A 20,890-nucleotide genomic window follows, 5' to 3' on the forward strand; every position below is an offset into this window, starting at 1 on the left:
CGGATGGGTGACCTGAGTCACTCCAGGTTATGGCTTCACCGCCCTGCGCGAAAGTCCGGAGAGTCCGGTTCGAGACCGAGCCTGGTCGCGAGCGCTTCGTACGCCTGGATGATCCCGGTGCCGTACGGGTCGTCGCCGAGCGCGCCGAGAGTGCGCCGCCCGAGCTCCCACTGGGCCTTCGCGGACTCGTGATCACCGAGTTTGCGGTAGTCCTCGGCGAGGTTCAGGTGCAGCGACGGGTAGAACCCGCGCACGGCGAGCGTCGCGTGGTACTCCTTGGCGCGTTCGTCGGTGAGCGAATCCGCCGCCGCGAGGGCGCGCAGATCCCAGGCGAGTTCCTCGGCCGGATCATCCTGGACATCGGCCATGTAGTGCGCGAGCGCGCACCGGTGCAGCGGGTCGCCGTCCTCGCCGATCCGTTCCCACAGCTCCGCGAACTTCTCGCGCGCGCCGGCGCGGTCACCGGAGATGTGCAGCTGGAGGCCGGTGTTGATCTCGGTCATCACTTCGTCGGTCATTTGACGTCCGAGGCCGGGGCCGCCCAGGTGTTGCACGCTGACGTCGTCTTGCCGGAGTACCCGGCCTTCGCCCATTTCAGCTGGTTACGACGGCTGCCGTGGGTGTCGCTGTCGTCGGCGCGGCCGTAGTCGTCGAGGGCGGCGTCGGCCAGTGCCCTGCTGATCGACCCGCGTCCCGCGGCGGCGGCGAGGGCGAGCGCGCCGAAGCAGTTCGCCTGCAGTTCGATGCGGCGCACCAGTTCCTTGTCGGCCGGGCTGTCCTCGTTCGGCGACGACATCTTCTCCGCGGCGGCCGACAGGATCCCGCTGGACCGCTGGACGTGGTGCCCGTACTCGTGGGCCATCGTCGCGAGGTGACGGGACCGCTCGAGGCCCGCGTCGCCCAGCATCCACTGGGTCGGCGCGTAGATCGTGGTGTCACCACCGCAGTAATAGGCGACGGCCTCGTTCTCGCCTGGCGCCTTCCCGCAGGCGCTGGTCTCGGGCAGCGTCACCTGCACGGTCACCGGCAGCGCGGGCTCGTTCGCCTGGCCCAGCGCGGGTTTCCAGGCTTCGGCGAGACACGCCACGAACGTCTTGTAGTACGTCTCCAGCTTCGCGGGTTCGCGGCTGATCGCGGGCAGACGGCACGTGACCGCGCCGAGCGCGACCCCGTCCGCCAGTAGCGGGTTCGTCTCGAGTTCCCGCACCTCCTTGGGCGCGGGCTTCGCGTTCCCGGCCGGCGCCTTGGCCACTTCCGAGGTGTACGCGCCGGGCACGGGGAGGGCTCGGCCGTCGACCGTCCGCGGTCCCCCCGCCATCGCCATACCGGTGCCGGTCAGTGCCGCGACGATGAGCAGACCGACCACGGCGGCCCCCGGGTTCCGGCGAGGTGGCGAAGGCGCGAACGGTCTGGGTACCTCGTCGGTGCCGGTCATGGTGTCCCCCAAACGTGCGAGTCCACAGCATACGGAATGCCACACCTGGTGGCGCCGGGATGCGGCACCCGGCGAGACTGTGTGCATGAGCGACGAGGACCCGTACCTGTGGCTGGAAGACGTGACCGGCGAGAAGGCGCTGGACTGGGTGCGAGCCCGCAACGCGGAGGCGCTGGCGGAGCTGGCGGGTGGCGAGCGGTTCGCCGGGATCCGTGACGAGGTCCGCGAGGTCCTCGACGCCGACGACCGCATCCCGTACATCCGGCGCCGCGGCGAATACCTGTACAACTTCTGGCAGGACTCGGCCAACCCCCGCGGCCTGTGGCGCCGCACCACCCTGGAGCAGTACCGGCTCGACACGCCGGAGTGGGAGCTCCTCCTCGATGTCGACGCGCTGGCCGAGGCCGAGGGCGAGAACTGGGTGTGGCAGGGCGCGGCCGTCCTCCGGCCGGGTTATGACCGCGCGCTGGTCGAGCTGTCGCGGGGCGGTGCCGACGCGACCGTCGTCCGCGAGTTCGATCTCGGCGAGCGCCGCTTCGTCGAAGACGGCTTCTTCGTGCCCGAAGCCAAGACCAGGATCGGCTGGATCGACCGCGACCGCGTCTACGTCGGCACCGATTTCGGTCCGGGGACGCTGACCGATTCGGGCTATCCGAGGCTGGCGAAGGAATGGCGGCGCGGCACCCCGCTCGAAGAGGCGACGGTGGTCTTCGAGGGCAAGGCGGACGACGTCTCGGTCTCCGCCCACCACGACCCGACCGAAGGCTGGGAGCGTGACTTCGTCTACCGGTCGATCGACTTCTACCGCACGGAAAGGTATGTCCGGACGGCCGCCGGGCTCGACCGCATCGAGGTCCCCGAAGACGCGCAGACGTCTTCCCACCGCGAGTGGCTGCTGATCCGGCTTCGCTCGGACTGGACAGTCGAAGGCACGACGTACCCCTCCGGCGCTCTGCTCGCCGCCGGGTTCGACGCGTTCATGGCGGGCGAGCGCACTTTCACGATCCTGTTCACGCCGGACGCGCACACGTCCCTGGAGTACTGGGTGTGGACGCACAACCACCTGCTGCTCTCGACCCTGTCCGACGTCCGGACCGAACTGCGCGTGCTCACGCCGTCCGACGGCTGGGCCTCGCGGCCGCTCGCCGGCGCCCCGGAACTGGGCACCGCGCAGATCACCGGCACCGACCCCGACGTCAGCGACGAGTACCTGCTCGACTCCAGCGGCTACACCCAGCCGTCGACGTTGAGCTACGGGCACGTCGGAGGCGACGTCGAAGTTCTCAAGCGCGCTCCCGCTTTCTTCGACAGCGAAGGAATGACGGTTTCGCAGTACTTCGCGACGTCCGAAGACGGCACGAAGATCCCGTACTTCGTCGTACGTCCCTCCGGTGCCGAAGGCGGGCCGACGCTGCTGACCGGCTACGGCGGCTTCGAGGTCTCGCTGACTCCCGGCTACAGCGGCGTCATCGGCCGTGGCTGGCTCTCGCGCGGCGGCACGTACGTCGTCGCGAACATCCGCGGCGGCGGCGAGTACGGGCCGGACTGGCACACCTCGGTGACGAAAGCCAAGCGGTACAAGGTGTACGAGGACTTCTCTGCCGTCGCCGCCGACCTCGTCGAGCGCGGCATCAGCGAGCCCGCGCGCCTCGGCATCCAGGGCGGCAGCAACGGCGGGCTGCTGATGGGGGTCATGCTGACGCGTTATCCGCACCTGTTCGGCGCGATCGTGAGCCAGGTGCCGCTGCTGGACATGAAGCGGTACCACAAGCTCCTCGCCGGCGCGTCGTGGATGGCCGAGTACGGCGACCCCGACGACCCGGCGGAATGGGACTTCATCGGGAAGTACTCGCCGTACCAGAACGTCCGTGCTGACGGCGGATACCCGCCGGTCCTGTTCGTCACGTCCACGCGGGACGACCGCGTGCATCCCGCGCATGCCCGCAAGATGGTCGCGCGGATGCTGGAGCAGGGGCACGACGTGCGGTACCACGAGAACATCGAGGGCGGCCACGGCGCGGCCGCCGACAACGAGCAGCTGGCGCACAAATGGGCGCTGATGCTCGAATTCCTGTGGGAGAAGCTCGCCTGACCCGACGGGAAGGGGACTTTCCGGCGGGAAAGTCCCCTTCCCGAGGTCACTCCGCGACCTTCGCCAGCACGACCCCGCCGACGATCAACGCCATCGCGGCGAACCGGCCGAAGCTGAGCGGGTCCTTGTGGATCACGATGCCGAACACGATGGCGCCCACCGCGCCGATACCGGTGAAGACGGCATACGCGGTGCCGACGGGGAGCGTGTCCATCGCCTTCGACAGCAGGTAGACCGCGGCGACACCGAGGACGAAGCACAGCACGGTCGGCCAGAACCGGGTGAAGTTCTCCGTCGGTTTGATGCTCTGCGACCAGGCGACCTCGACGGCTCCCGCCAGCAGCAGGATTCCCCAGCCCATCAGGCTTCCCTTCCGGCCTTTTCGGCACCGAGGAGCGCCTGCTCCCGCGACGCGATCCGCTCGGGATCGCGCGGGCTCAGCCCCGGATCGACGAGGGCGTTCGTCAGTTCGGAGTTCAGGAACGTGACGTCCCGGACGTCGTAGTGCCCGGCGAAGAAGTCGCGCAGGTAGCGCTCGTGGTGGTCGAACGGCTCGCGTGGCGTGCCGGGCAGGTAGCTGCCGCCCCGCGCTCCCGCCACCACGAAAGCCTTGCCCGCCAAGGACATCTTCGGGAATGTGACCTGGTCGATCCACAGCTTGAGCGTCGCGGGGATCGAGAAGTTGTACATCGGCGCGCCGATCAGCACGACGTCGGCGGCGAGCAGTTCGGCCAGCAGCGGCTCGATGACCGCCCAGGCCTCGCGCTGCTCCGGCGTCTTCACCACCGAGGCGTAGCCGGCCGGATCGGTGATCCCGGCCTGGAGGAGGGCGTCGCAGATCTCGGTCCAGGCCTGGCCGATCGGCGGCACCGGGTCGGCGGCGACGTCGCGGTAGGTGTAGCCCGCGCCCGGGTTCGCGGCGCGCCAGACCTCAGCGAAACGAGCACTCAGCTCACGGGAGAAGGACGCGCTGCGGGCACTGGAGTCGAGGTGGAGAAGGTGGCTCATCGGGGCCTCCCGGACCAGGAAGTGGACACGGCGTCCACTTGCTTCGCCGGGTACAAGTGGACGCCGCGTCCGGATATTCCCTAGGCTGCGGACATGCCAGAAGATCTCCTCGCGACCGGCCAGGGACGGGAACGCTCGGACGCCGCCCGCAACCGAGCGAAGATCCTGAAGGCCGCCGAAGAGCTCTTCGCGGCGCGCCCCGCCGCGGACGTCACCATGGAGGACATCGCCCAAGCCGCCGGGGTCGGCCGGGCGACGCTGTACCGCCGCTACCCGGACCGCTCGGCGATCGCCGTCGCCCTGCTGGACGAACACGAGCGGGAATTACAGGAGCGGCTGCTCACCGGCCCTCCCCCACTGGGACCCGGCGCGCCGCCCGCCGAGCGGCTGGCCGCGTTCTACGCGGCGATGATCGGACTGCTCGCCCGGCACGCGCATCTCGTCCTCGGCACCGAGGTCGGGCATTCGCGCTTCACCAGCGGGCCGTACCGGCTGTGGCGCACCCATGTCCGGCATCTCGCCGAGCAGGCGGGAGCGAAAGATCCGGACGCGCTCGCCGACATCCTGCTGGCACCACTCGCCGCGGATGTCTTTCTCCATCAAACAGGCGAACTCGGCCTGAGCGCCGAACGGATCATCGACACCCTGGCCGAGCTCGCCCGGCGAACGCTCTCCTGATCAGCCGGCGAGACCGTCGACGACCAGCTTCATGACGGCCTGCCAGTGCTCACGCTGCGCGGCGCGCTCTTCCGGGCCGGCGAGCCGTTCCTGATGGAAGACCACGACCGTCTTGCCCGGCCCGGCCGGACGGAGCCCCACCTGGACCGTGCTCTCGTGATCCCAGTCCTTCGGGCGCCAGGTGAGGCGGATCTTCTCCTGCTCGCGGTAGCCGCGGACCTCGCCGACGGTGCCGTCGGCCGTCTCGTACGGCGCACCCTTCTCCGACTCCAGCCGCACGTCACCCAGCCAGGTCGCCAGGCCAGGACCCGAGAGGTACTCCCACACCTGTTCCAGCGGATACGCCACCGTCTTGTACACGCCGATCTCCCAGCCCGCGTCCTTCGTCTTGCCGACCATCACGCCTCCGCCGTAACCGTCTTACCTGGTTTCTGAAACCGACTATAGTGGTTACATGACTCCGGGAACAAGACTGCTCGTCAACGCCCAGGGTGAGCGGTACCGGTTCGATCCGGGCAGTCTCAGCCTCGAACTCATGCTGACCGGCGGCCCCGGCCCGTACGAGCGCTACGAAATCGCGCACACGCCGTCCGACCTCGCCGAATGGTTCACCGGCTCCCGGCTGGCGCTGACCGCTCCCCTGACCGACGTCCGGATCCGGCCCGCCGAACTCGCGGCGCTCAAGGAACTCCGGGGCGCCCTCTACCGCGTCGCGCCCGCCCTCGCCCGCGGCGAAGCGCCGTCGGAGGACGACCTCGCCCTCCTGAACAGCGGAACCGCGGAAACCCCGAGGCCGCTCGTCGACCCGGGGACACGGCGGCTCGCCTGGGCGCCGCCCGTCACCGGGAAACAGCTCCTCGGCGCCGTTGCCCGCGACGCCATCGGTCTCGTCGCGGGCGAGCGGTCCGGCCGTGTCCGCGAATGCTCCGCCGACGACTGCCACCTGCTGTTCTTCGACACCTCCCGCTCGGGCAACCGCCGCTGGTGCTCGATGGAGCGCTGCGGCAACCGCGCCAAGATCAGGGCGTACCGCGCGCGGACCGAGACCACCTGATCGCTACGATTCCCGGCGATGCAAGGTGAGGCGAAACTGGAACAGCGCGTCGTGGAGGCGGCGGAAAAGCTGCTGTCCAAACGGAAATCGGTGACCGCGCTCGACGTCCTGACCGGCATCGGCTGGCTGCCGGAGAACGTTCTGAAGAGCTGGCAGCAGGGCCGGATCCCCGACCTGTCCACCGCCTTGCCGGTGAGCGCCGAGAAACTGGACTTCGCCCTAGGCGCGCTTCACCGGTGGACGCGGGAAAAGGCCCTCGAAAGCTCGGAGATCGAGCATGTCGGCGCGACCCGCGACCGGGCGGTCCTCCGGGTGACCTCGGGCGAACTGGCCGGTCTCGAACCGCTGTTCCGGACGCAGTGGCTCATGCCGGGACTGTCCGAGGCCAAACGTGCGCAAGTGCTCGCCCGGCAACAAAAAGCGCCGGATCTCGTCGTCTCCGTGGCATTGAAGGACTGGACGTGCGCCGACTGCGACGGCACCGGCGACCTGCTGTTCATGGAGAACGAAAAGCCGCATTGCCTCGACTGCGCCGACCTCGGTCACCTGGTCTTCCTCCCCGCCGGCGACACCGCCCTGACCCGCCGGGCGAAGAAGGCGAGCCGGCTTTCCGCCGTGGTCGTCCGCTTCAACCGGTCACGGAAGCGCAGTGAGCGGCAAGGGCTCCTGGTCGAGGAAGCGGCACTGCGCGGCGCCGAGGAACAATGCCTCGCCGACGAGGACGTCCGGGAACGCCGCCGCAGCCGGGATCGCGAACGCCGCGCCCACGAGGACGTCGAGTTCACCGCCCGATTCCACACCGCGATCACGGAGATGTTCCCCGGCTGCCCACCGGAGCGGGCACGCGCCATCGCCGAACACGCGGGCCAGCGCGGCAGTGGCCGGGTGGGCCGCTCCGCCGCCGGGCGGGAACTGGCCGAGCGCGCGGTGTTCCTCGCCGTCGTCGCCTCGATCCGGCATCTGGACACCGAGTACGACGACCTCCTCATGGCGGGCGTGGAGCGGCAGGCCGCCCGCGACCGCATCCGTCCCGCCATCGACGCGGTGCTCGAACGCTGGCGTTCCTGACCGCTGTCACATTCCGGGCGCCGGCCTCGTCCAGGGGGCATGTTCACCGCATATCTCATCGTGGCGCTCGTGACGATCGTGCTCACCGCAGGGGCCGCGATCGCCGATTTCGCGTATGCCCCGTTCGTCCTCAAGAACTCCGCCGCCGTCGGCGTACCCCGCTCTTGGCTCATACCCCTGGGGTTGGTGAAGGCCGCGGGCGCGGCGGGCCTCATCCTCGGCCTGCTCGGGGTGCCATACCTCGGCACCGCGGCGGCCGCCGGTCTGGTCCTGTTCTACCTCGGCGCGGTCGTCGTCCACGTGCGAACCCGCGTCTTCGGCAACATCGCCGCTCCCGGCGGTCTTCTCGCGCTGGCCGCGGTCGTCCTGGTCTTGGATCTCGCTCAGGCCAGGTAGGGGCCGAAGTGCTCGGCGACGACGTCCGCGATCGCCTCGGCGTCTCGTGAGCCGTCGATCTCCAGCACCCGGATGCCGAGATCCTTCGCGGTACGGACGGCGTCGTCGGCGACGAGCCGGTCCCGCTCGATCCGGTTGCGCTGCGCGCGTTCGGTGTCGCTGACCCGGTGCGCCACCGAGCCGGCCCGGGGCAGCACGCGGAGCTGGTGCTCGCGGAACTCGTCGGTGGGCACCAGCACGATCATCCGCCGTGGTGAATCCAGGAGAGGCGCGACCAATTCCGGGCGCAGCCCCCAGCCTTCGGCGAGGATCGGGCGCCCGGAGACCAGCGCGCGCAGATCGTCCAGCGCCCATTCGAACCGCAGCGGGAAACCGGCGATCGTTTCGGCGGCCATCCGCTCGGGCGTGGTGTCCACCCAGACGGACTCCGGGTCGGGATCCGCGGCGGGCAGTCCATTATGGACGCGGTGAGCGATGCGGCGGTCCTGATGGGCGCGGGCGTCGTGGAAGTCGTAGTGGTAGACGGTGATGCCGTGGCGGTGCGCCAGAATCCGGGAAACGGTGGACTTTCCCGCCCACTGGCCGCCGCAGATCCAGAGCGCCTGCCCGAGCGTGCCGAACGGGTCGAGGGTGGTCACGCAATCGCCTCCAGTGTCAGGAAAGGGTCGTTCAGGGCACACATCGTCCTGAACGACCCTTTCCTGACATTCGCTGAGCGCTAGCTGCAGCCGGAGGTGGCGCCGCACCCTTCACAGGCGTAGCACGATCCGGCCGGCCGCATCTTGGTGCCGCACGTCATGCAGAGCGGCGCGTCGGAGGCGGTGCCGAGGTTCAGTTCGACCAGTTCCGCCGTCGAATGCGCCACCTTGGCGGGCTCCGCGGACGAAGAGTCCACAGTGGACCGAAGGGCGTCGAGGTCGACGTTCTCCGGTTCGGCGGCGGGCGCCGTGCCGTAGTTCGCCTCGACCTGTGCCGAACGCTCGTCGGCGGTGAAGATGCCGAGCTGCGCACGCTTTTCGTAGGGCAGGTAGTCCAGCGCCAGCCTGCGGAACAGGTAGTCCATGACGCTGGTGGCGATACGGATGTCGGGGTCGTCGGTCATGCCGGCGGGCTCGAAGCGCAGGTTCGAGAACTTCGAAACGTAGAACTCCAGCGGGATCCCGTGCTGCAGGCCGACGGAGATCGACATCGAGAACGCGTCCATCACGCCCGAGAGGGTCGACCCCTGCTTGCCGAGCTTCACGAAGATCTCGCCGAGGCCGTCGTCCGGGTACGAACCGGCGTGCAGGTAGCCCTCGGCACCACCGACGGTGAACGACACCGTCTGGCTCGGGCGCTTCTTCGGCAGGCGCTTGCGGACCGGCCGGTACTCGACGACCTTTTCGGCCTCGGGCTCGGCCTTCTCCTTCTTGCCGGTGGACAGCGGCTGGCCGACCTTGCAGTTGTCGCGGTAGATCGCGAGCGCCTTGAGGCCGTACTTCCAGCCCTGGAAGTAGATCTCCTCGACCTCTTCGACGGTCGCCGACTCCGGCATGTTGACCGTCTTGGAGATCGCGCCGGACAGGAACGGCTGCACCGCGGCCATCATCCGGACGTGGCCCATCGGGGCGATGGACCGCTCCCCCACCGCGCAGTCGAACACCTCGTAGTGCTCCTGGCGCAGGCCCGGAGCGTCGACGACGTGACCGTGCTGGGCGATGTACTCGACGATCGCCTCGATCTGCTCGCCCTGGTAACCGAGCGCGGCCAGGGCGCGCGGGACGGTCTGGTTGACGATCTGCATCGAGCCGCCGCCGACCAGCTTCTTGAACTTGACCAGCGAGAAGTCCGGCTCGATACCGGTCGTGTCGCAGTCCATCATGAAGCCGATGGTGCCGGTGGGAGCGAGCACCGACGCCTGCGCGTTGCGCCAGCCGCTGGTCTCGCCCAGCTCGATCCCGCGCTTCCATTCCTGGGTGGCGAGCGCGCGGACCGCGGCGTCGTTGGAGTGGTAGGTCCGCACCAGTTCGTTGGCGGCGGCGTGCTTGCGCATGACCCGCTGGTGTGCCTCGGCGTTGCGCGCGTAACCCTCGTACGGCCCGACGACCGCGGCGAGTTCGGCGGAACGCCGGTACGAGACGCCGGTCATCAGCGAGGTGATCGCGGCGGCGAGCGCGCGGCCGCCGTCGGAGTCGTACGCGTGGCCGAGCGCCATCAGCAGGGCGCCGAGGTTCGCGTAGCCGATGCCCAGCTGACGGAACTTACGGGTGGTGTCGCCGATCGCCTCGGTCGGGAAGTCGGCGAAGCAGATCGAGATGTCCATCGCGGTGATGACCAGCTCGACGGCCTTCGCGAACAGCGGCGCGTCGAAACCGCCGTCCTCGGTGGCGAACTTGAGCAGGTTCAGCGAGGCGAGGTTGCAGCTGGAGTTGTCCAGGTGCATGTACTCCGAACACGGGTTGGACGCGGTGATCCGGCCCGACTCGGGGCAGGTGTGCCAGTCGTTGATCGTGTCGTCGTACTGCAGGCCCGGGTCGGCGCATTCCCAGGCGGCCTGCGCGATCGTGCGGAACAGCTTCTTGGCGTCGACCCGGTCGATGACCTCGCCGGTCGTCCGGGACCGGAGGCCGAAGTCGCCCTCCGTCTCGACGGCCTGCATGAACTCGTCGGAGACGCGGACCGAGTTGTTCGCGTTCTGGTACTGGACGGAGGCGATGTCGGAGCCGGAGAGGTCCATGTCGAACCCGGCGTCGCGGAGGACCTTGATCTTCTCCTCTTCGCGGGCCTTGGTCTGCACGAACTCCTCGACGTCCGGGTGGTCGACGTCGAGCACGACCATCTTCGCCGCGCGCCGGGTGGCGCCACCGGACTTGATGGTGCCCGCGGAGGCGTCGGCACCACGCATGAACGAGACCGGACCGGACGCGGTGCCGCCGGAGGACAGCAGCTCACGCGAGGAACGGATCCGGGAGAGGTTCAGGCCTGCGCCGGAGCCGCCCTTGAAGATCAGGCCCTCTTCGCGGTACCAGTTGAGGATCGACTCCATGGTGTCGTCGACCGAAAGAATGAAACACGCCGAGACCTGCTGCTTCGACGACGTGCCGACGTTGAACCACACCGGCGAGTTGAAGCTGAACACCTGGTGCAGCAGCATCCAGGTCAGCTCGTGTTCGAAGACCTCGGCGTCGGCGGGGCTCGCGAAGTAGCCGTGTTCGCGGCCGGCGTTCACGTAGGAGTGGACGACACGGTCGATCAGCTGCTTGAGGCTCTGCTCGCGCTGCGGTGTGCCGACGGCGCCGCGGAAGTACTTGCTGGTGACGATGTTCGTCGCGTTGACCGACCAGAAGCCGGGGAACTCGACACCGCGCTGCTCGAAGTTGACCGTCCCATCGCGCCAGTTCGTCATCACGACGTCCCGGCTCTCCCAGGTGACCTGGTCGTACGGGTGGACGCCCTCGGTGGTGAAGACACGCCGCACGGTGAGCCCGCCCGCCTGCTTCTTCTTCCCGCTCGTCCGCGTTGTGGCCGGGGTGCCTGTTCCCACGGTCTCGGTCATGGGTCTTTCCCTCACTCCCACGCGGGAGGCGGCATCAGCCGTCTTTCGCGTCTTGATCGCTCTCGTCCGGTGTGGCAGCCATGGCCTCACGAAGGTCCGAGATCTCCTTCTCGAAGTCCTCGACCGAGGAGAAGGAGCGGTAGACACTGGCGAACCGGAGATAGGCGACGCCGTCGAGTTCGCGCAGGGGGCCCAGGATCGCCAGGCCGACCTCGTGACTCGGGATCTCCGCCAGCCCCGCCGACCGGATCGACTCCTCGACCCGCTGCGCGAGCTGCTGCAGCGCGTCGTCGTCGACCGGCCTGCCCTGGCAGGCGCGGCGCACCCCCCGGACCACCTTGTCCCGGCTGAACTGCTCGGTGACCCCGGATCGTTTGACGACGGCGAGCACCATCGTCTCCGAAGTGGTGAAGCGCCGGCCGCAAGCGGCGCACGAGCGCCTCCGCCGGATCGCCTGACCCTCATCCACCTCTCGGGAGTCGACGACCCGAGAGTCCGCATGCCGGCAGAACGGGCACCTCATCCGCCGATCACCTTCCCCTCCGCGCCGGCCGGTCCCGAATGGACGCCCGTTCCGCCGCCACGCAACGGCGAAAGATCGACATGTGGATCGATCTGTGGACATCCGGTGGGTGAACACCGGCCAGCTGTGGACAACTGGTACCGAGTCTACCCCAAGCTATGGACCAACTACAGCCATGTAACTACTACATATAGCGGTGGAGACTAGGGCGAGGTCCGGGCGCGCGCAAGCGCGACGGCCGGGTCCGTCAGACACGAATGAGGAGCTCACCCACGAGGGGTGAGAACGACACGAGGATCACCTCCCGCCTTCCGCCACCTCGGCCGCGACCGGCACCGTGAGCGGCAATCCGGGGACAAGAACGGCGTCTTCCAGGGAGTTGAGCTCCTTGATCTTGGCGACGACCGCGCCGGTGTCGCTTCCTGGCGCGAAACGCGCCGCCAGCTCCGTCAGGGTGTCCCCCGCGGAAACGGACACCGTCGTGGTCCGTTCGGGCACCGCGGCGCCGGGAACACCGGCCAAGAACAGACCCAATCCGGTGACGACTCCGGCGACGAGAAGGGCCATCGCGGCGAGCGACGGCCACCTGAGCGGGAGCCGCCGCGGCGCCGGGCACGCCGGGGAGGCGGTGGCGACACCGGGACGGCGGCCCGCCACGACCCGCGCCCTGGCCGGCGGGCGCAAGGGCTCGGCACGCCCGCCCCGCACCACCCGCACGGGCCGGGTCACCCCTGCCGGAACGGACCTGGGGGAACTGGGCCGCACCAGTCCTCGATCGGCCAGAATCGACATCGGAACCTCCTCGCAACTCCTGCTGCGCTCGCACCGGGCCGGGACCCGGCGATCAAGATCGAACAAGCGTTCTATCGAACGCCCGTGCGAATGTGTACCACCTCCCACCGACAAAAATCGAGCGACACGGCGTGTCCATCGAACAGATGTTTGAAATCGTCGTCCCGGCGGGCTAACGTCGTTGACCAGGGCGTCTGCTGCGCGGACGCCGCCGGTGCCGTGGGCGGGGAAGATCGTCCGCCACCGGCGAAGACACGCGAAGTCGGTCCGGGCGACCGGACGTACTGGGAGGCGACGCAGAGATGAAGGAGCGATACGGTGGCTAAGGAGAGCAAGGCGGGGAACGCGCCTAGGGGCTCGGGCAAGGTGCGCGCCTTGCCCGAGGTCTACGAGGTGGACGAGACCCTGACCGTGCGACAGCAGCAGGTGCTCGACGTGATCAAACTGTGGGTGAGCCGGTTCGGCTACCCGCCGAGTGTGCGTGAGATCGGCGAGGCGGTCGGGCTGACCTCCACTTCGTCGGTGTCGCACCAGTTGCAGGCCCTGCAGCGCAAGGGCTATCTGCGACGCGACCCCAACCGCCCGCGTGCGGTGGGAGTGCTCGCCACGACGGACGACAACCCGATGGGCATCGACGTCGAGCAGCCCCAGTCCGCCGCGAAGGCCGCGTACGTGCCGCTCGTCGGCCGGATCGCCGCCGGTGGGCCGGTGCTGGCGGAGCAGGCGATCGAAGACGTCTTCCCGCTGCCGCGGGAGATCGTCGGCGAGGGTGAGCTCTTCCTGCTGAGCGTCACCGGTGACTCGATGGTCGACGCCGCCATCACCGATGGCGACTGGGTCGTCGTGCGCCAACAGCCCACGGCGGATCCGGGCGAGATCGTGGCGGCGATGATCGACGGCGAGGCGACGGTCAAGACGTTCAAGCGCAAGGACGGCCACATCTGGCTGATGCCGCACAACGAGGCGTACGAGCCCATCCCGGGTGACGACGCCACGATCCTCGGCAAGGTCGTCGCCGTTCTTCGCAGGCTGTAGTCCGGAGCCGGAGCACGCCGGGATCCCGGGTCACCCGACCCGGGTCAGACTCGGCAGCTTCGGCAGGCCACCCGGTCAGGCGCGCCGCTTGCGCAGCCTGCCGACCAGCAGAAGGCCGCCGATCACGACGACCGCGGCGATCCCAGCCTGCACGTACGGGAAGCCGGACCCCTGGCCAGAGCCACCGGCCGCGGAGGTCCCGCCCGACGTGCTGCCCTCGGACTTCGCCGCGTCCACGGCGAGCGCGGCCGCGCCCTTCACCGCCCGGATCTGCTCCCCGACGCCCTCCCCGCCGGACAGCAGCGTCCCGTCCGGATCGAAGGCGATCGCCTCGCCCTGCTTCTCGTTCGGCAAGGGCACGCGCACGGGTTCGCGCTGCAGCGCGCTCTTGAGGTCTCCGTCGGTGACGGCGTAGAGGTAGGCGTCGGTGTAGGTACGCAACGCGACCACCGAGCCGTCGGCCATCGAGGCCGCGCCGGTCACCGTCATCGATCCGATCGACCCGACGGGTCCGCCCGGCGTCGAGGTCTCCTTGATCTGCAACGAACCCACGCTCTCCAGCGGGGTCGGGCCGGGGCTCGCGAGCGGCCCCGTCGGCCGGTACACCTTCGCGTCGCCGAAGACGTCCTTGGTGATCAGGTACGGCGTGCCCGAGCGGTCCATGATCAGCGCTTCGACGTCGTGCTGGCCGTCGGGATAGGTGAGCCGGTGCAGCGTGGCCTTGCCCTGGGGGGTCAGCGAGATCAGCGCGACCGTGTCCCGCTTCTTGCGGTTGTCGCCGGTGTCGGAAAGCCAGAAGGTGCCGTCGGCGGTGCGGGCGAGGTCTTCGGGGTCGTAAGGATCCGTCGCGGCCGAGATGACCTTCTGGACCTTGCAGTCGCGGCCGAGGACGAAGACCTGCGTCTTGGTGCCGCCGTCGTTGAGGGCGTACAGGTGCTCGCCGTCGGAGACCAGTCCGGACAGTTCACCGAGCCGGGATTCGCTGTTCTTGCACACCGGCTGCGGCGCCGGGACCTCCTGCGCCATGGCGGGAGCCGTCCCGCCGATGAACGCCGCCAGCACGACCGCGGCCGCGACAATCCCCCGCACATCCACCTCCGAACCGTGGAACCCCTGAAGCCCCACACTACGGAGACGTCCGGGACCGCGCGCAGTTCGGTGCGGACGCCGAGATGGGGCGGAATGTCGCGAAGGCCACTTTCAGCCGCGGGCGTCGAACTCGATCAGCCAGGCCTGGAAATCGACCGGACCGTGCAGATAGCCGGCAGGCGAGGTCATCAGATCGGCACCGAACAACCAGTCCAGCGCGTCCCAGACCAAGGCGTCATCGACCCGGCGGGCGTCTTCGACCATCCACGGGCGGGCCCAATCGGAGGCTTCCGCGCGTGTGACCGCACCGGTCGCAAGGTCCTCCAGCACTTTTCGCACCTCAGCACGCGTCGGCACCGGCGCGGATTCACGCATGAGGGCCTCCACTGCATCGAACGACGTGAAGGCCCCCTTCACTGCGTCCAACGCAATGAAGGGGGCCTTCACGTACTTGCTTACAGAGCCGAGTTCGTCTGGAAGTCGCTCAGCGCCGCGGCCAGTTCGGGCCTGCCGCGGACGACCAGGCGCGTCCCGGTCTCGACGTGCTCTTCCTCCAGCACCTCGCCGTCGGCGTGGGCGCGGGAGACGAGTTCGCCTCGCGAGTACGGGATCAGTACCTCGACCACGACCTCCGGCCTCGGCAGCCGCTCCGCGATCACCTCGGCCAGCTCCGTGATCCCGGTACCGGTCCGCGCCGACACCTGCACCGAACCGGCCAGCTGGTGCCGCAACCGGGCCAGCGACACCTCGTCGGCGGCGTCGGCCTTGTTGATCACCAGCAGCTCCGGCGGGAGCGGCTCGGAACGGCGCTTCGTGATCTCGGCGAGCACTTCGCGCACCGCGTTGACCTGCTCTTCCGGCGTCGGGTCGGAACCGTCGACGACGTGCACGAGCAGGTCGGCGCTCGCCGCCTCCTCCAGCGTCGAGCGGAACGCGTCCACCAGCTGGTGCGGCAGGTGCCGGACGAAACCGACGGTGTCGGTCAGCGTGTAGGTGCGGCCGTCGGGGGTCTGCGCCCGCCGGGTCGTCGGGTCCAGCGTGGCGAACAGCGCGTCCTCCACCAGCACCCCGGCGCCGGTCAGCGCGTTGAGCAGGCTCGACTTGCCGGCATTGGTGTAGCCGACGATCGCGACGCTCGGCACCTCGTTGGCCACCCGTCGACCGCGTTTGGTCTCGCGGATGGTGTCCATCGCGGCGATCTCGCGGCGCAGCTTCGACACGCGCTTGTTGATCCGCCGCCGGTCGGTTTCGAGCTTCGTCTCACCAGGACCACGCAGACCCACACCACCGTTGGCGCCACCCGCGCGGCCACCGGCCTGCCGGGACAGCGCCGCACCCCACCCGCGGAGCCGCGGGATCAGGTACTGCAGCTGGGCCAGCTCGACCTGCGCCTTGCCCTCCTTGGAGCGGGCGTGCTGCGCGAAGATGTCGAGGATCAGGGCGGTGCGGTCGATGACCTTCACCTTGACCTTCTCCTCCAGCTGACGCAGCTGGCCGGGCGAGAGCTCCCCGTCGCAGATCACCGTGTCGGCACCGGTGGCCGCCACGATCTGGCGAAGCTCCTTGACCTTGCCCGAGCCGATGTAGGTGGCGGGATCCGGGCGGATCCGCCGCTGCACCAGGCCTTCCAGCACCTCGGAGCCTGCCGTTTCGGCCAGCCGGGCGAGTTCGGCGAGCGAGGCCTCGGACTGGAGGGCGCTGCCCTCGGTCCACACACCGACCAGAACGACGCGCTCCAGGCGCAACTGCCGGTATTCGACCTCGGTGACATCCGCGAGTTCGGTGGACAGGCCCGCTACCCGGCGGAGCGAGGCGCGGTCCTCGAGCTCCAGTTCGCCGGTCGATGGGTCCATGTCGTCGTTCAGATCGTTGTGTGTCAGTTCCGTCATCGTGCCTCCATGGTCCCACGTTTCGGCGGCGGGACCGAATTCATTACCTGCTGGGATACTTCGACAGGTAGATGGCCGTGCGTTTCGCGTCCGGGTCGACCGGCCGGGAGATGAAGTCGTCGACGAGCTCCATCAGCCGGGTTTCGAACTCGGCGATCTGCTCGTCAGGTACCTGGACGACCAGGCGCGTCTGCTGCACCTCGTCGAATCCCACCTCGGCGATCTCGGCCAGGTAGGCCTCGAAGATCGCCTGATCGATCCCCCTGTCGCGGGAATCAAGATGCCAGGACAACCCGGTCGAGCGATACGGAATTTCTTTCGCGCCGCGCGTGCCGCGTCTCGGCGGGAGCGCTTCGAGGAACCCGGTGTCGACGAGCTTGCGCACGTGGTGCAGCGTCGTCGCGGGGTCGCGATCGAGCCGTTCGGCGAGTTCCTTGTTGGTCAGCGCCTCCGAGTACGTCAACCGGATGATGCGCAGCCTTATTCCGGAGGCCATGGCGGCGATCTCGGCCTCGGTGGCGGCACGTCGTGGAGTGGGCACGGGGACAGCCTAGAGCCGAAAGTGATTGACAGTTTCCAATCACTCGCGCCAAGGTGGCGTCGTGCGCAGAGATTCCCTCTTCTTCCATGCGGACTTCCGGCGGCTCTGGGCGGGCGACACGGCCAGCCAGATGGGCGCTTTCGCCGGGCACACCGTGATTCCCCTGCTCGCGGCCACCGTGCTGGCCGCGACGCCGTTCGAGATGGGGCTGCTGACCGCCGCCGAGACGATCGCGTTCCTGATCATCGGGCTGCCGGCCGGGGTGTGGGTGGACCGCATGCGGCGGCGGGCGCTGATGCTGCGGGCCGACTTCGTCCGTGCCGCGCTGCTGCTCACCATCCCGGTCGCCTGGTGGGCGGGCGTGCTGTCGCTGACGCAGTTGATCGTGGTCGCCACGCTCGTCGGCGTCGCGACGGTGTTCTTCGACGTCGCCTACCAGTCGTATCTGCCGTCTCTGGTCGGCCGGGAACACCTGCTCGAAGGCAACGCGAAACTCCAGGCCAGTCAGTCGGTCGCGTTCCTGACCGGACCGGGTGTCGGCGGTGGGCTCGTGCAACTGGCGGGCGCGGCCAACGCCGTGCTGATGACCGGCGTGGGCTTCCTGACCTCCGCGCTGTGCCTGCTGCGGATCCGCACCGTCGAAGAAGTCCCCGAGCAACAGGAAGACGCGAAGCTGCTCCCCCAGATCGTCGAGGGACTGCGGTTCGTCTTCACCGACGCGGCCCTGCGCTCGATCGTCGCCTGCACCGCGACGGCCAACCTGGCCAACGGCGCCTTCACCACCGTGCAGATCCTGTTCCTGAACCGGGAACTCGGCCTGCCACCGGCGATCATCGGTGTCGTGCTGGCGACCGGTGGCGTCGGCGGGATCATCGGGGCGATCCTGGCCGGGCGCATCACCCGGCGGATCGGGCAGGCCCGCTCGATCTGGTTCGTCCCCTTGCTGACCTGGCCGTTCCAGTTGCTGCTCCCGCTCGCCGCGCCGGGCTGGCGGATCGTGCTGTTCCCCGCGGCGCTGGCGATCGCGGGGTTCGGGATCATCGTCTACAACGTCGCCCAGGTGTCCTACCGGCAGGCCGTCTGCCCGGACCGGCTGCTCGGCCGCATGAACGCCAGCGTGCGCTTCGTGGTGTGGGGCATGCTGCCGCTGGGCGGACTGGTCGGCGGCGTGCTGGGTGAGGCGATCGGGGTCCGGGGGACGCTGTGGTTCGCCGCGGCCGGAGAGGCGGTCGCGATGCTGTGGGTGGTCTTCTCCCCGATCCGGAAGCTTCGCGACCTTCCCAAGGAGCCGATCGCGGTCGGCTAACCGAGCCCGGCCCACCAGGTTTCGTCGAGTTCGCCGCGCGCGACGATCTCCGCCGGGCCGGTCAGCGTGGACCCACCGCGGCGGACCTCGACCACCACGCGGCCGCCGGGGATGTCGACGGTCGCCTCACCGGTGTCGGTTCCGGCGAGGTGCAGCGCGGCGGCGACCGCGGCGACCGTGCCGGTGCCGCAGGAGCGCGTCTCGCCGACGCCGCGTTCGTGGACGCGCATCTTCAGCGCGTCGTCGCCCAGCAGGTTGATGAACTCGAGGTTCACGCCTTCCGGGAACACGTCGGAGTCGAAGTCGGGCTGGTCGCGCAGGTCGAGCACGTCGACGTCGTCCTCGACGACCGACACCAGGTGCGGATTGCCCACGTTCACCGCGACACCGGAGAACGGCTGCCCCGCGACCACGGTGACCGAGGTACCGGTGATCGTCGCCGGCCCCATCTGCACGGTCACCGATCCGTCCGCGTGCATCCGCACCGGCCGGTCGCCGGCGCGGGTGCCGATGACGAAGTCGCGCTCGGACACGAGCCCGGAATCGACCAGGTGACGGACGAAGACCCGGACACCGTTGCCGCACATCTCCGCGATGGACCCGTCGGCGTTGCGGTAGTCCATGAACCATTCGCCGCCGGACTCGGCACCCAGTGCGGCCGACCGCACGATCCGGAGCACACCGTCGGCGCCGAGACCACGCCGGCGGTCGCACAGCGCCGCCACCCGCGCTTCGGTCAGCTCGAGGCGGCCGTCGGGGTCGGGAAGCAGCACGAAATCGTTCTGTGTGCCGTGTCCCTTAAGGAATTCGATGCCGCCCATGGCCCCAAGATTACTGGGCCGTCGCTTCGAGGACGCGCTCGGCCAGCCGCTCCGAACCGCCGTCGAACCACTGGATCCGCTTGTCCCGCCGGAACCAGGAACGTTGCCTCCGCACGAACCTCCGGGTGGCCTGCGCGGTGGCCTCGGACGCGGCCTGGAAATCGCCGTCTCCGTCGATGGCGGCGATCACCTGCTGGTAGCCCAGTGCCCTCGATGCGGTGAGCCCGTCGCGAAGCCCCTGGCCCAGCAACGTCCGGACCTCGTCGACGAGTCCCGCTTCGAACATGAGCTCCACGCGGCGATCGACGCGGGCGTCGAGCTCGGCAGGCTCGCGGTCGATGCCGATCAGGACCGTGTCGTAGCGCGCGGGCCCCGGTTTCGGCAGATTCGCCGAGAACGGTTCGCCGGTGATCTCGATGACCTCCAGCGCGCGCACGATCCGCCTGCTGTTGGTCGGCAGGATGGCCGTGGCGGCCACGGGGTCGAGTTCCGTGAGCCGGGCGTGCATCGCGGCGACGCCGATTTCGTCGGCCTCGGCGGTCAGCCTGGCGCGCACCTCCGGATCGGTCCCCGGGAACTTGAGGTCGTCGAGCACGGCTTGGACGTAGAGACCCGACCCGCCGGCGAGGACCGGCACGCGTCCGGCGTCGAGGAGTTCTTCGATGCGCTGACGTGCGTCGCGCTGGTACGCGGCGACGGACGCCGTCTCGGTGACGTCGAGGACGTCCAGGAGGTGATGCGGCACGCCCCGCCGCTCTTCGGGGGTCGCCTTGGCCGTCCCGATGTCCATCCCGCGGTACAACTGCAACGCGTCCGCGTTGACCACCTCACCCCCGAGGGTGAGGGCCAGGTCGACCGCCAGCGCGGTCTTCCCGGTCGCCGTGGGCCCCACGACCGCGACCGGCCGGATCACGCGTGGTCCCAGACCGCGACGTGGTAGCCGACGCCGAACGGCGCGGCGGAGTAGAGGACCTCGGCGGTCCAGTCCCCGTCCGCCGCGAGCCCGGCGAGAACCTGCCAGGGCGCGCGGCCGCCCACCCCGAGTTCGGCCGCCAAGGCCGGGTCGAGCGCGGACAGCGCGCCCGTGTCGGCCTTGGCCAGCGCGTCACGGATCCCGGCGTCGAAATCCCCCGCGCGCTCGTCCTCACCGCCGGGGGAACGCGGGCCGTGCCGGCTCGAACCGTCGCCGAGGACGAGCACCGCGGCGTGCTCTCCCAGCCCGCGGGCGAAGTGTTCGCACTGGTCGGAGGGGGTGGCGGGGTCGACGAGGCGGACTCGGACGGACGACGCGCCGCCCTGCTCGCGAAGCCAGCCGGCGACGAGCGCGGGCAACGGCAGCTCGGTCTCGGGCGCCGTCACCCGGCTGAGTGAGACTCCGAGGTCGACGCCGAAGCCGCGGAAAGACCCGCTCGCGTGCTCCGGCACCTCGGGCGCCCCCGCGGCCGCGCCGACGACGGCCCAATCCGGCGAAACGGCCGTCAGGCGCCTCGCGGCGGTGAGGCAGGCTTCGCGCAGCTCGGCGCACTCGTCCGCGGCTCCGGCGGCGAGTTCGGGGATGAGCAGCGGGGGTTGCGGGAGCACGGCGACACGGCGGATCACGGCCGCCGACGTTACCTTCCCCGCCTCCG

Annotated in this window: 23 protein-coding genes; 7 read left to right on the forward strand and 16 right to left on the reverse strand. The window is 69.4% G+C overall.

The window, feature by feature from the left end; genetic code table 11:
- Positions 1-35: 35 nt before the first annotated feature.
- Both H4W30_RS27970 and H4W30_RS27975 read right to left on the reverse strand, forming a co-directional pair.
- Complete coding sequence (locus H4W30_RS27970; protein WP_192745544.1) at positions 36-518, reverse strand: hypothetical protein; 483 nt, start codon at positions 516-518, stop codon at positions 36-38.
- Complete coding sequence (locus H4W30_RS27975; protein ID WP_192745545.1) at positions 515-1,435, reverse strand: neutral zinc metallopeptidase; 921 nt, start codon at positions 1,433-1,435, stop codon at positions 515-517. Before H4W30_RS27975 ends, H4W30_RS27970 begins: the two co-directional genes overlap by 4 nt.
- An 85-nt stretch (positions 1,436-1,520) precedes the next feature.
- On the opposite strand from H4W30_RS27975, the gene H4W30_RS27980 reads away from it, so the two are divergent.
- Positions 1,521-3,527, forward strand: coding sequence for a prolyl oligopeptidase family serine peptidase (locus H4W30_RS27980; RefSeq protein ID WP_192745546.1), 2,007 nt, complete (start codon positions 1,521-1,523; stop codon positions 3,525-3,527).
- 46 nt (positions 3,528-3,573) lie between these two features.
- On the opposite strand, the gene H4W30_RS27985 is transcribed toward H4W30_RS27980, so the two are convergent.
- Entirely contained in the window at positions 3,574-3,888 is a 315-nt protein-coding gene (locus H4W30_RS27985) for a DMT family transporter (RefSeq protein ID WP_192745547.1), read from the reverse strand.
- Entirely contained in the window at positions 3,888-4,535 is a 648-nt protein-coding gene (locus H4W30_RS27990) for an FMN-dependent NADH-azoreductase (RefSeq protein ID WP_192745548.1), read from the reverse strand. The genes H4W30_RS27985 and H4W30_RS27990 overlap by 1 nt, the downstream gene beginning before the upstream one ends.
- Positions 4,536-4,628: 93 nt before the next feature.
- Between H4W30_RS27990 and H4W30_RS27995 the strand changes: the two genes are divergently transcribed.
- Positions 4,629-5,213 (forward strand): TetR/AcrR family transcriptional regulator, encoded by a 585-nt coding sequence (locus H4W30_RS27995; protein WP_192745549.1) that lies wholly within the window; start codon positions 4,629-4,631, stop codon positions 5,211-5,213.
- On the opposite strand, the gene H4W30_RS28000 is transcribed toward H4W30_RS27995, so the two are convergent.
- Positions 5,214-5,612, reverse strand: coding sequence for an SRPBCC domain-containing protein (locus H4W30_RS28000; protein WP_192745550.1), 399 nt, complete (start codon positions 5,610-5,612; stop codon positions 5,214-5,216). It abuts the gene before it with no gap.
- Positions 5,613-5,667: 55 nt separating this feature from the next.
- Between H4W30_RS28000 and H4W30_RS28005 the strand changes: the two genes are divergently transcribed.
- The 3 genes from H4W30_RS28005 to H4W30_RS28015 are packed head-to-tail and all read left to right on the forward strand — an operon-like array spanning position 5,668 to position 7,731.
- Entirely contained in the window at positions 5,668-6,267 is a 600-nt protein-coding gene (locus H4W30_RS28005; protein ID WP_192745551.1) for a CGNR zinc finger domain-containing protein, read from the forward strand.
- A gap of 18 nt (positions 6,268-6,285) precedes the next feature.
- Positions 6,286-7,335, forward strand: coding sequence for a DUF2293 domain-containing protein (locus H4W30_RS28010; protein WP_192745552.1), 1,050 nt, complete (start codon positions 6,286-6,288; stop codon positions 7,333-7,335).
- A 39-nt stretch (positions 7,336-7,374) separates the two neighbouring features.
- On the forward strand, positions 7,375-7,731 hold the full coding sequence (locus tag H4W30_RS28015; protein WP_192745553.1) for a DoxX family protein: 357 nt from the start codon (positions 7,375-7,377) through the stop codon (positions 7,729-7,731).
- Here H4W30_RS28015 and H4W30_RS28020 read toward each other — a convergent pair.
- From H4W30_RS28020 to H4W30_RS43850, 4 genes are all read right to left on the reverse strand, one after another.
- Entirely contained in the window at positions 7,719-8,369 is a 651-nt protein-coding gene (locus tag H4W30_RS28020; RefSeq protein ID WP_192745554.1) for a hypothetical protein, read from the reverse strand. The genes H4W30_RS28015 and H4W30_RS28020 overlap by 13 nt on opposite strands.
- An 80-nt stretch (positions 8,370-8,449) precedes the next feature.
- Complete coding sequence (locus tag H4W30_RS28025; protein WP_192745555.1) at positions 8,450-11,266, reverse strand: vitamin B12-dependent ribonucleotide reductase; 2,817 nt, start codon at positions 11,264-11,266, stop codon at positions 8,450-8,452.
- Positions 11,267-11,300: 34 nt separating this feature from the next.
- A complete protein-coding gene (gene nrdR / locus H4W30_RS28030) occupies positions 11,301-11,789 on the reverse strand; it encodes a transcriptional regulator NrdR (RefSeq protein ID WP_034311932.1) in 489 nt (162 codons plus the stop codon).
- Between the two features lie 297 nt (positions 11,790-12,086).
- The gene (locus H4W30_RS43850) at positions 12,087-12,581 is read right to left on the reverse strand and encodes a LysM peptidoglycan-binding domain-containing protein (protein ID WP_225949892.1); all 495 of its coding nucleotides are present in this window, start codon (positions 12,579-12,581) and stop codon (positions 12,087-12,089) included.
- A gap of 318 nt (positions 12,582-12,899) precedes the next feature.
- Between H4W30_RS43850 and lexA the strand changes: the two genes are divergently transcribed.
- On the forward strand, positions 12,900-13,616 hold the full coding sequence (lexA, locus tag H4W30_RS28040; RefSeq protein ID WP_037343289.1) for a transcriptional repressor LexA: 717 nt from the start codon (positions 12,900-12,902) through the stop codon (positions 13,614-13,616).
- A gap of 75 nt (positions 13,617-13,691) precedes the next feature.
- Here the strand turns inward: lexA and H4W30_RS28045 are convergent, their stop codons facing one another.
- The 4 genes from H4W30_RS28045 to H4W30_RS28060 form a co-directional block, all read right to left on the reverse strand.
- The gene (locus H4W30_RS28045; protein ID WP_192745556.1) at positions 13,692-14,705 is read right to left on the reverse strand and encodes an SdiA-regulated/phytase-like domain-containing protein; all 1,014 of its coding nucleotides are present in this window, start codon (positions 14,703-14,705) and stop codon (positions 13,692-13,694) included.
- Positions 14,706-14,816: 111 nt separating this feature from the next.
- Positions 14,817-15,152 (reverse strand): hypothetical protein, encoded by a 336-nt coding sequence (locus H4W30_RS28050; RefSeq protein ID WP_192745557.1) that lies wholly within the window; start codon positions 15,150-15,152, stop codon positions 14,817-14,819.
- A gap of 8 nt (positions 15,153-15,160) precedes the next feature.
- Complete coding sequence (gene hflX / locus H4W30_RS28055) at positions 15,161-16,594, reverse strand: GTPase HflX (RefSeq protein ID WP_192745558.1); 1,434 nt, start codon at positions 16,592-16,594, stop codon at positions 15,161-15,163.
- Between the two features lie 43 nt (positions 16,595-16,637).
- Complete coding sequence (locus H4W30_RS28060; protein ID WP_192745559.1) at positions 16,638-17,135, reverse strand: ArsR/SmtB family transcription factor; 498 nt, start codon at positions 17,133-17,135, stop codon at positions 16,638-16,640.
- Positions 17,136-17,196: 61 nt separating this feature from the next.
- Between H4W30_RS28060 and H4W30_RS28065 the strand changes: the two genes are divergently transcribed.
- Entirely contained in the window at positions 17,197-18,441 is a 1,245-nt protein-coding gene (locus tag H4W30_RS28065; RefSeq protein WP_192745560.1) for an MFS transporter, read from the forward strand.
- Here H4W30_RS28065 and dapF read toward each other — a convergent pair.
- The 3 genes from dapF to H4W30_RS28080 are packed head-to-tail and all read right to left on the reverse strand — an operon-like array spanning position 18,438 to position 20,861.
- Complete coding sequence (gene dapF / locus H4W30_RS28070; RefSeq protein ID WP_192745561.1) at positions 18,438-19,262, reverse strand: diaminopimelate epimerase; 825 nt, start codon at positions 19,260-19,262, stop codon at positions 18,438-18,440. The genes H4W30_RS28065 and dapF overlap by 4 nt on opposite strands.
- A gap of 10 nt (positions 19,263-19,272) precedes the next feature.
- Positions 19,273-20,175 (reverse strand): tRNA (adenosine(37)-N6)-dimethylallyltransferase MiaA, encoded by a 903-nt coding sequence (gene miaA / locus H4W30_RS28075; protein WP_192745562.1) that lies wholly within the window; start codon positions 20,173-20,175, stop codon positions 19,273-19,275.
- Positions 20,172-20,861, reverse strand: coding sequence for a class III extradiol dioxygenase subunit B-like domain-containing protein (locus tag H4W30_RS28080; RefSeq protein WP_192745563.1), 690 nt, complete (start codon positions 20,859-20,861; stop codon positions 20,172-20,174). Before H4W30_RS28080 ends, miaA begins: the two co-directional genes overlap by 4 nt.
- Positions 20,862-20,890: the final 29 nt, after the last annotated feature.

Source organism: Amycolatopsis roodepoortensis (genome assembly GCF_014873915.1).
GTDB lineage: Bacteria > Actinomycetota > Actinomycetes > Mycobacteriales > Pseudonocardiaceae > Amycolatopsis > Amycolatopsis roodepoortensis.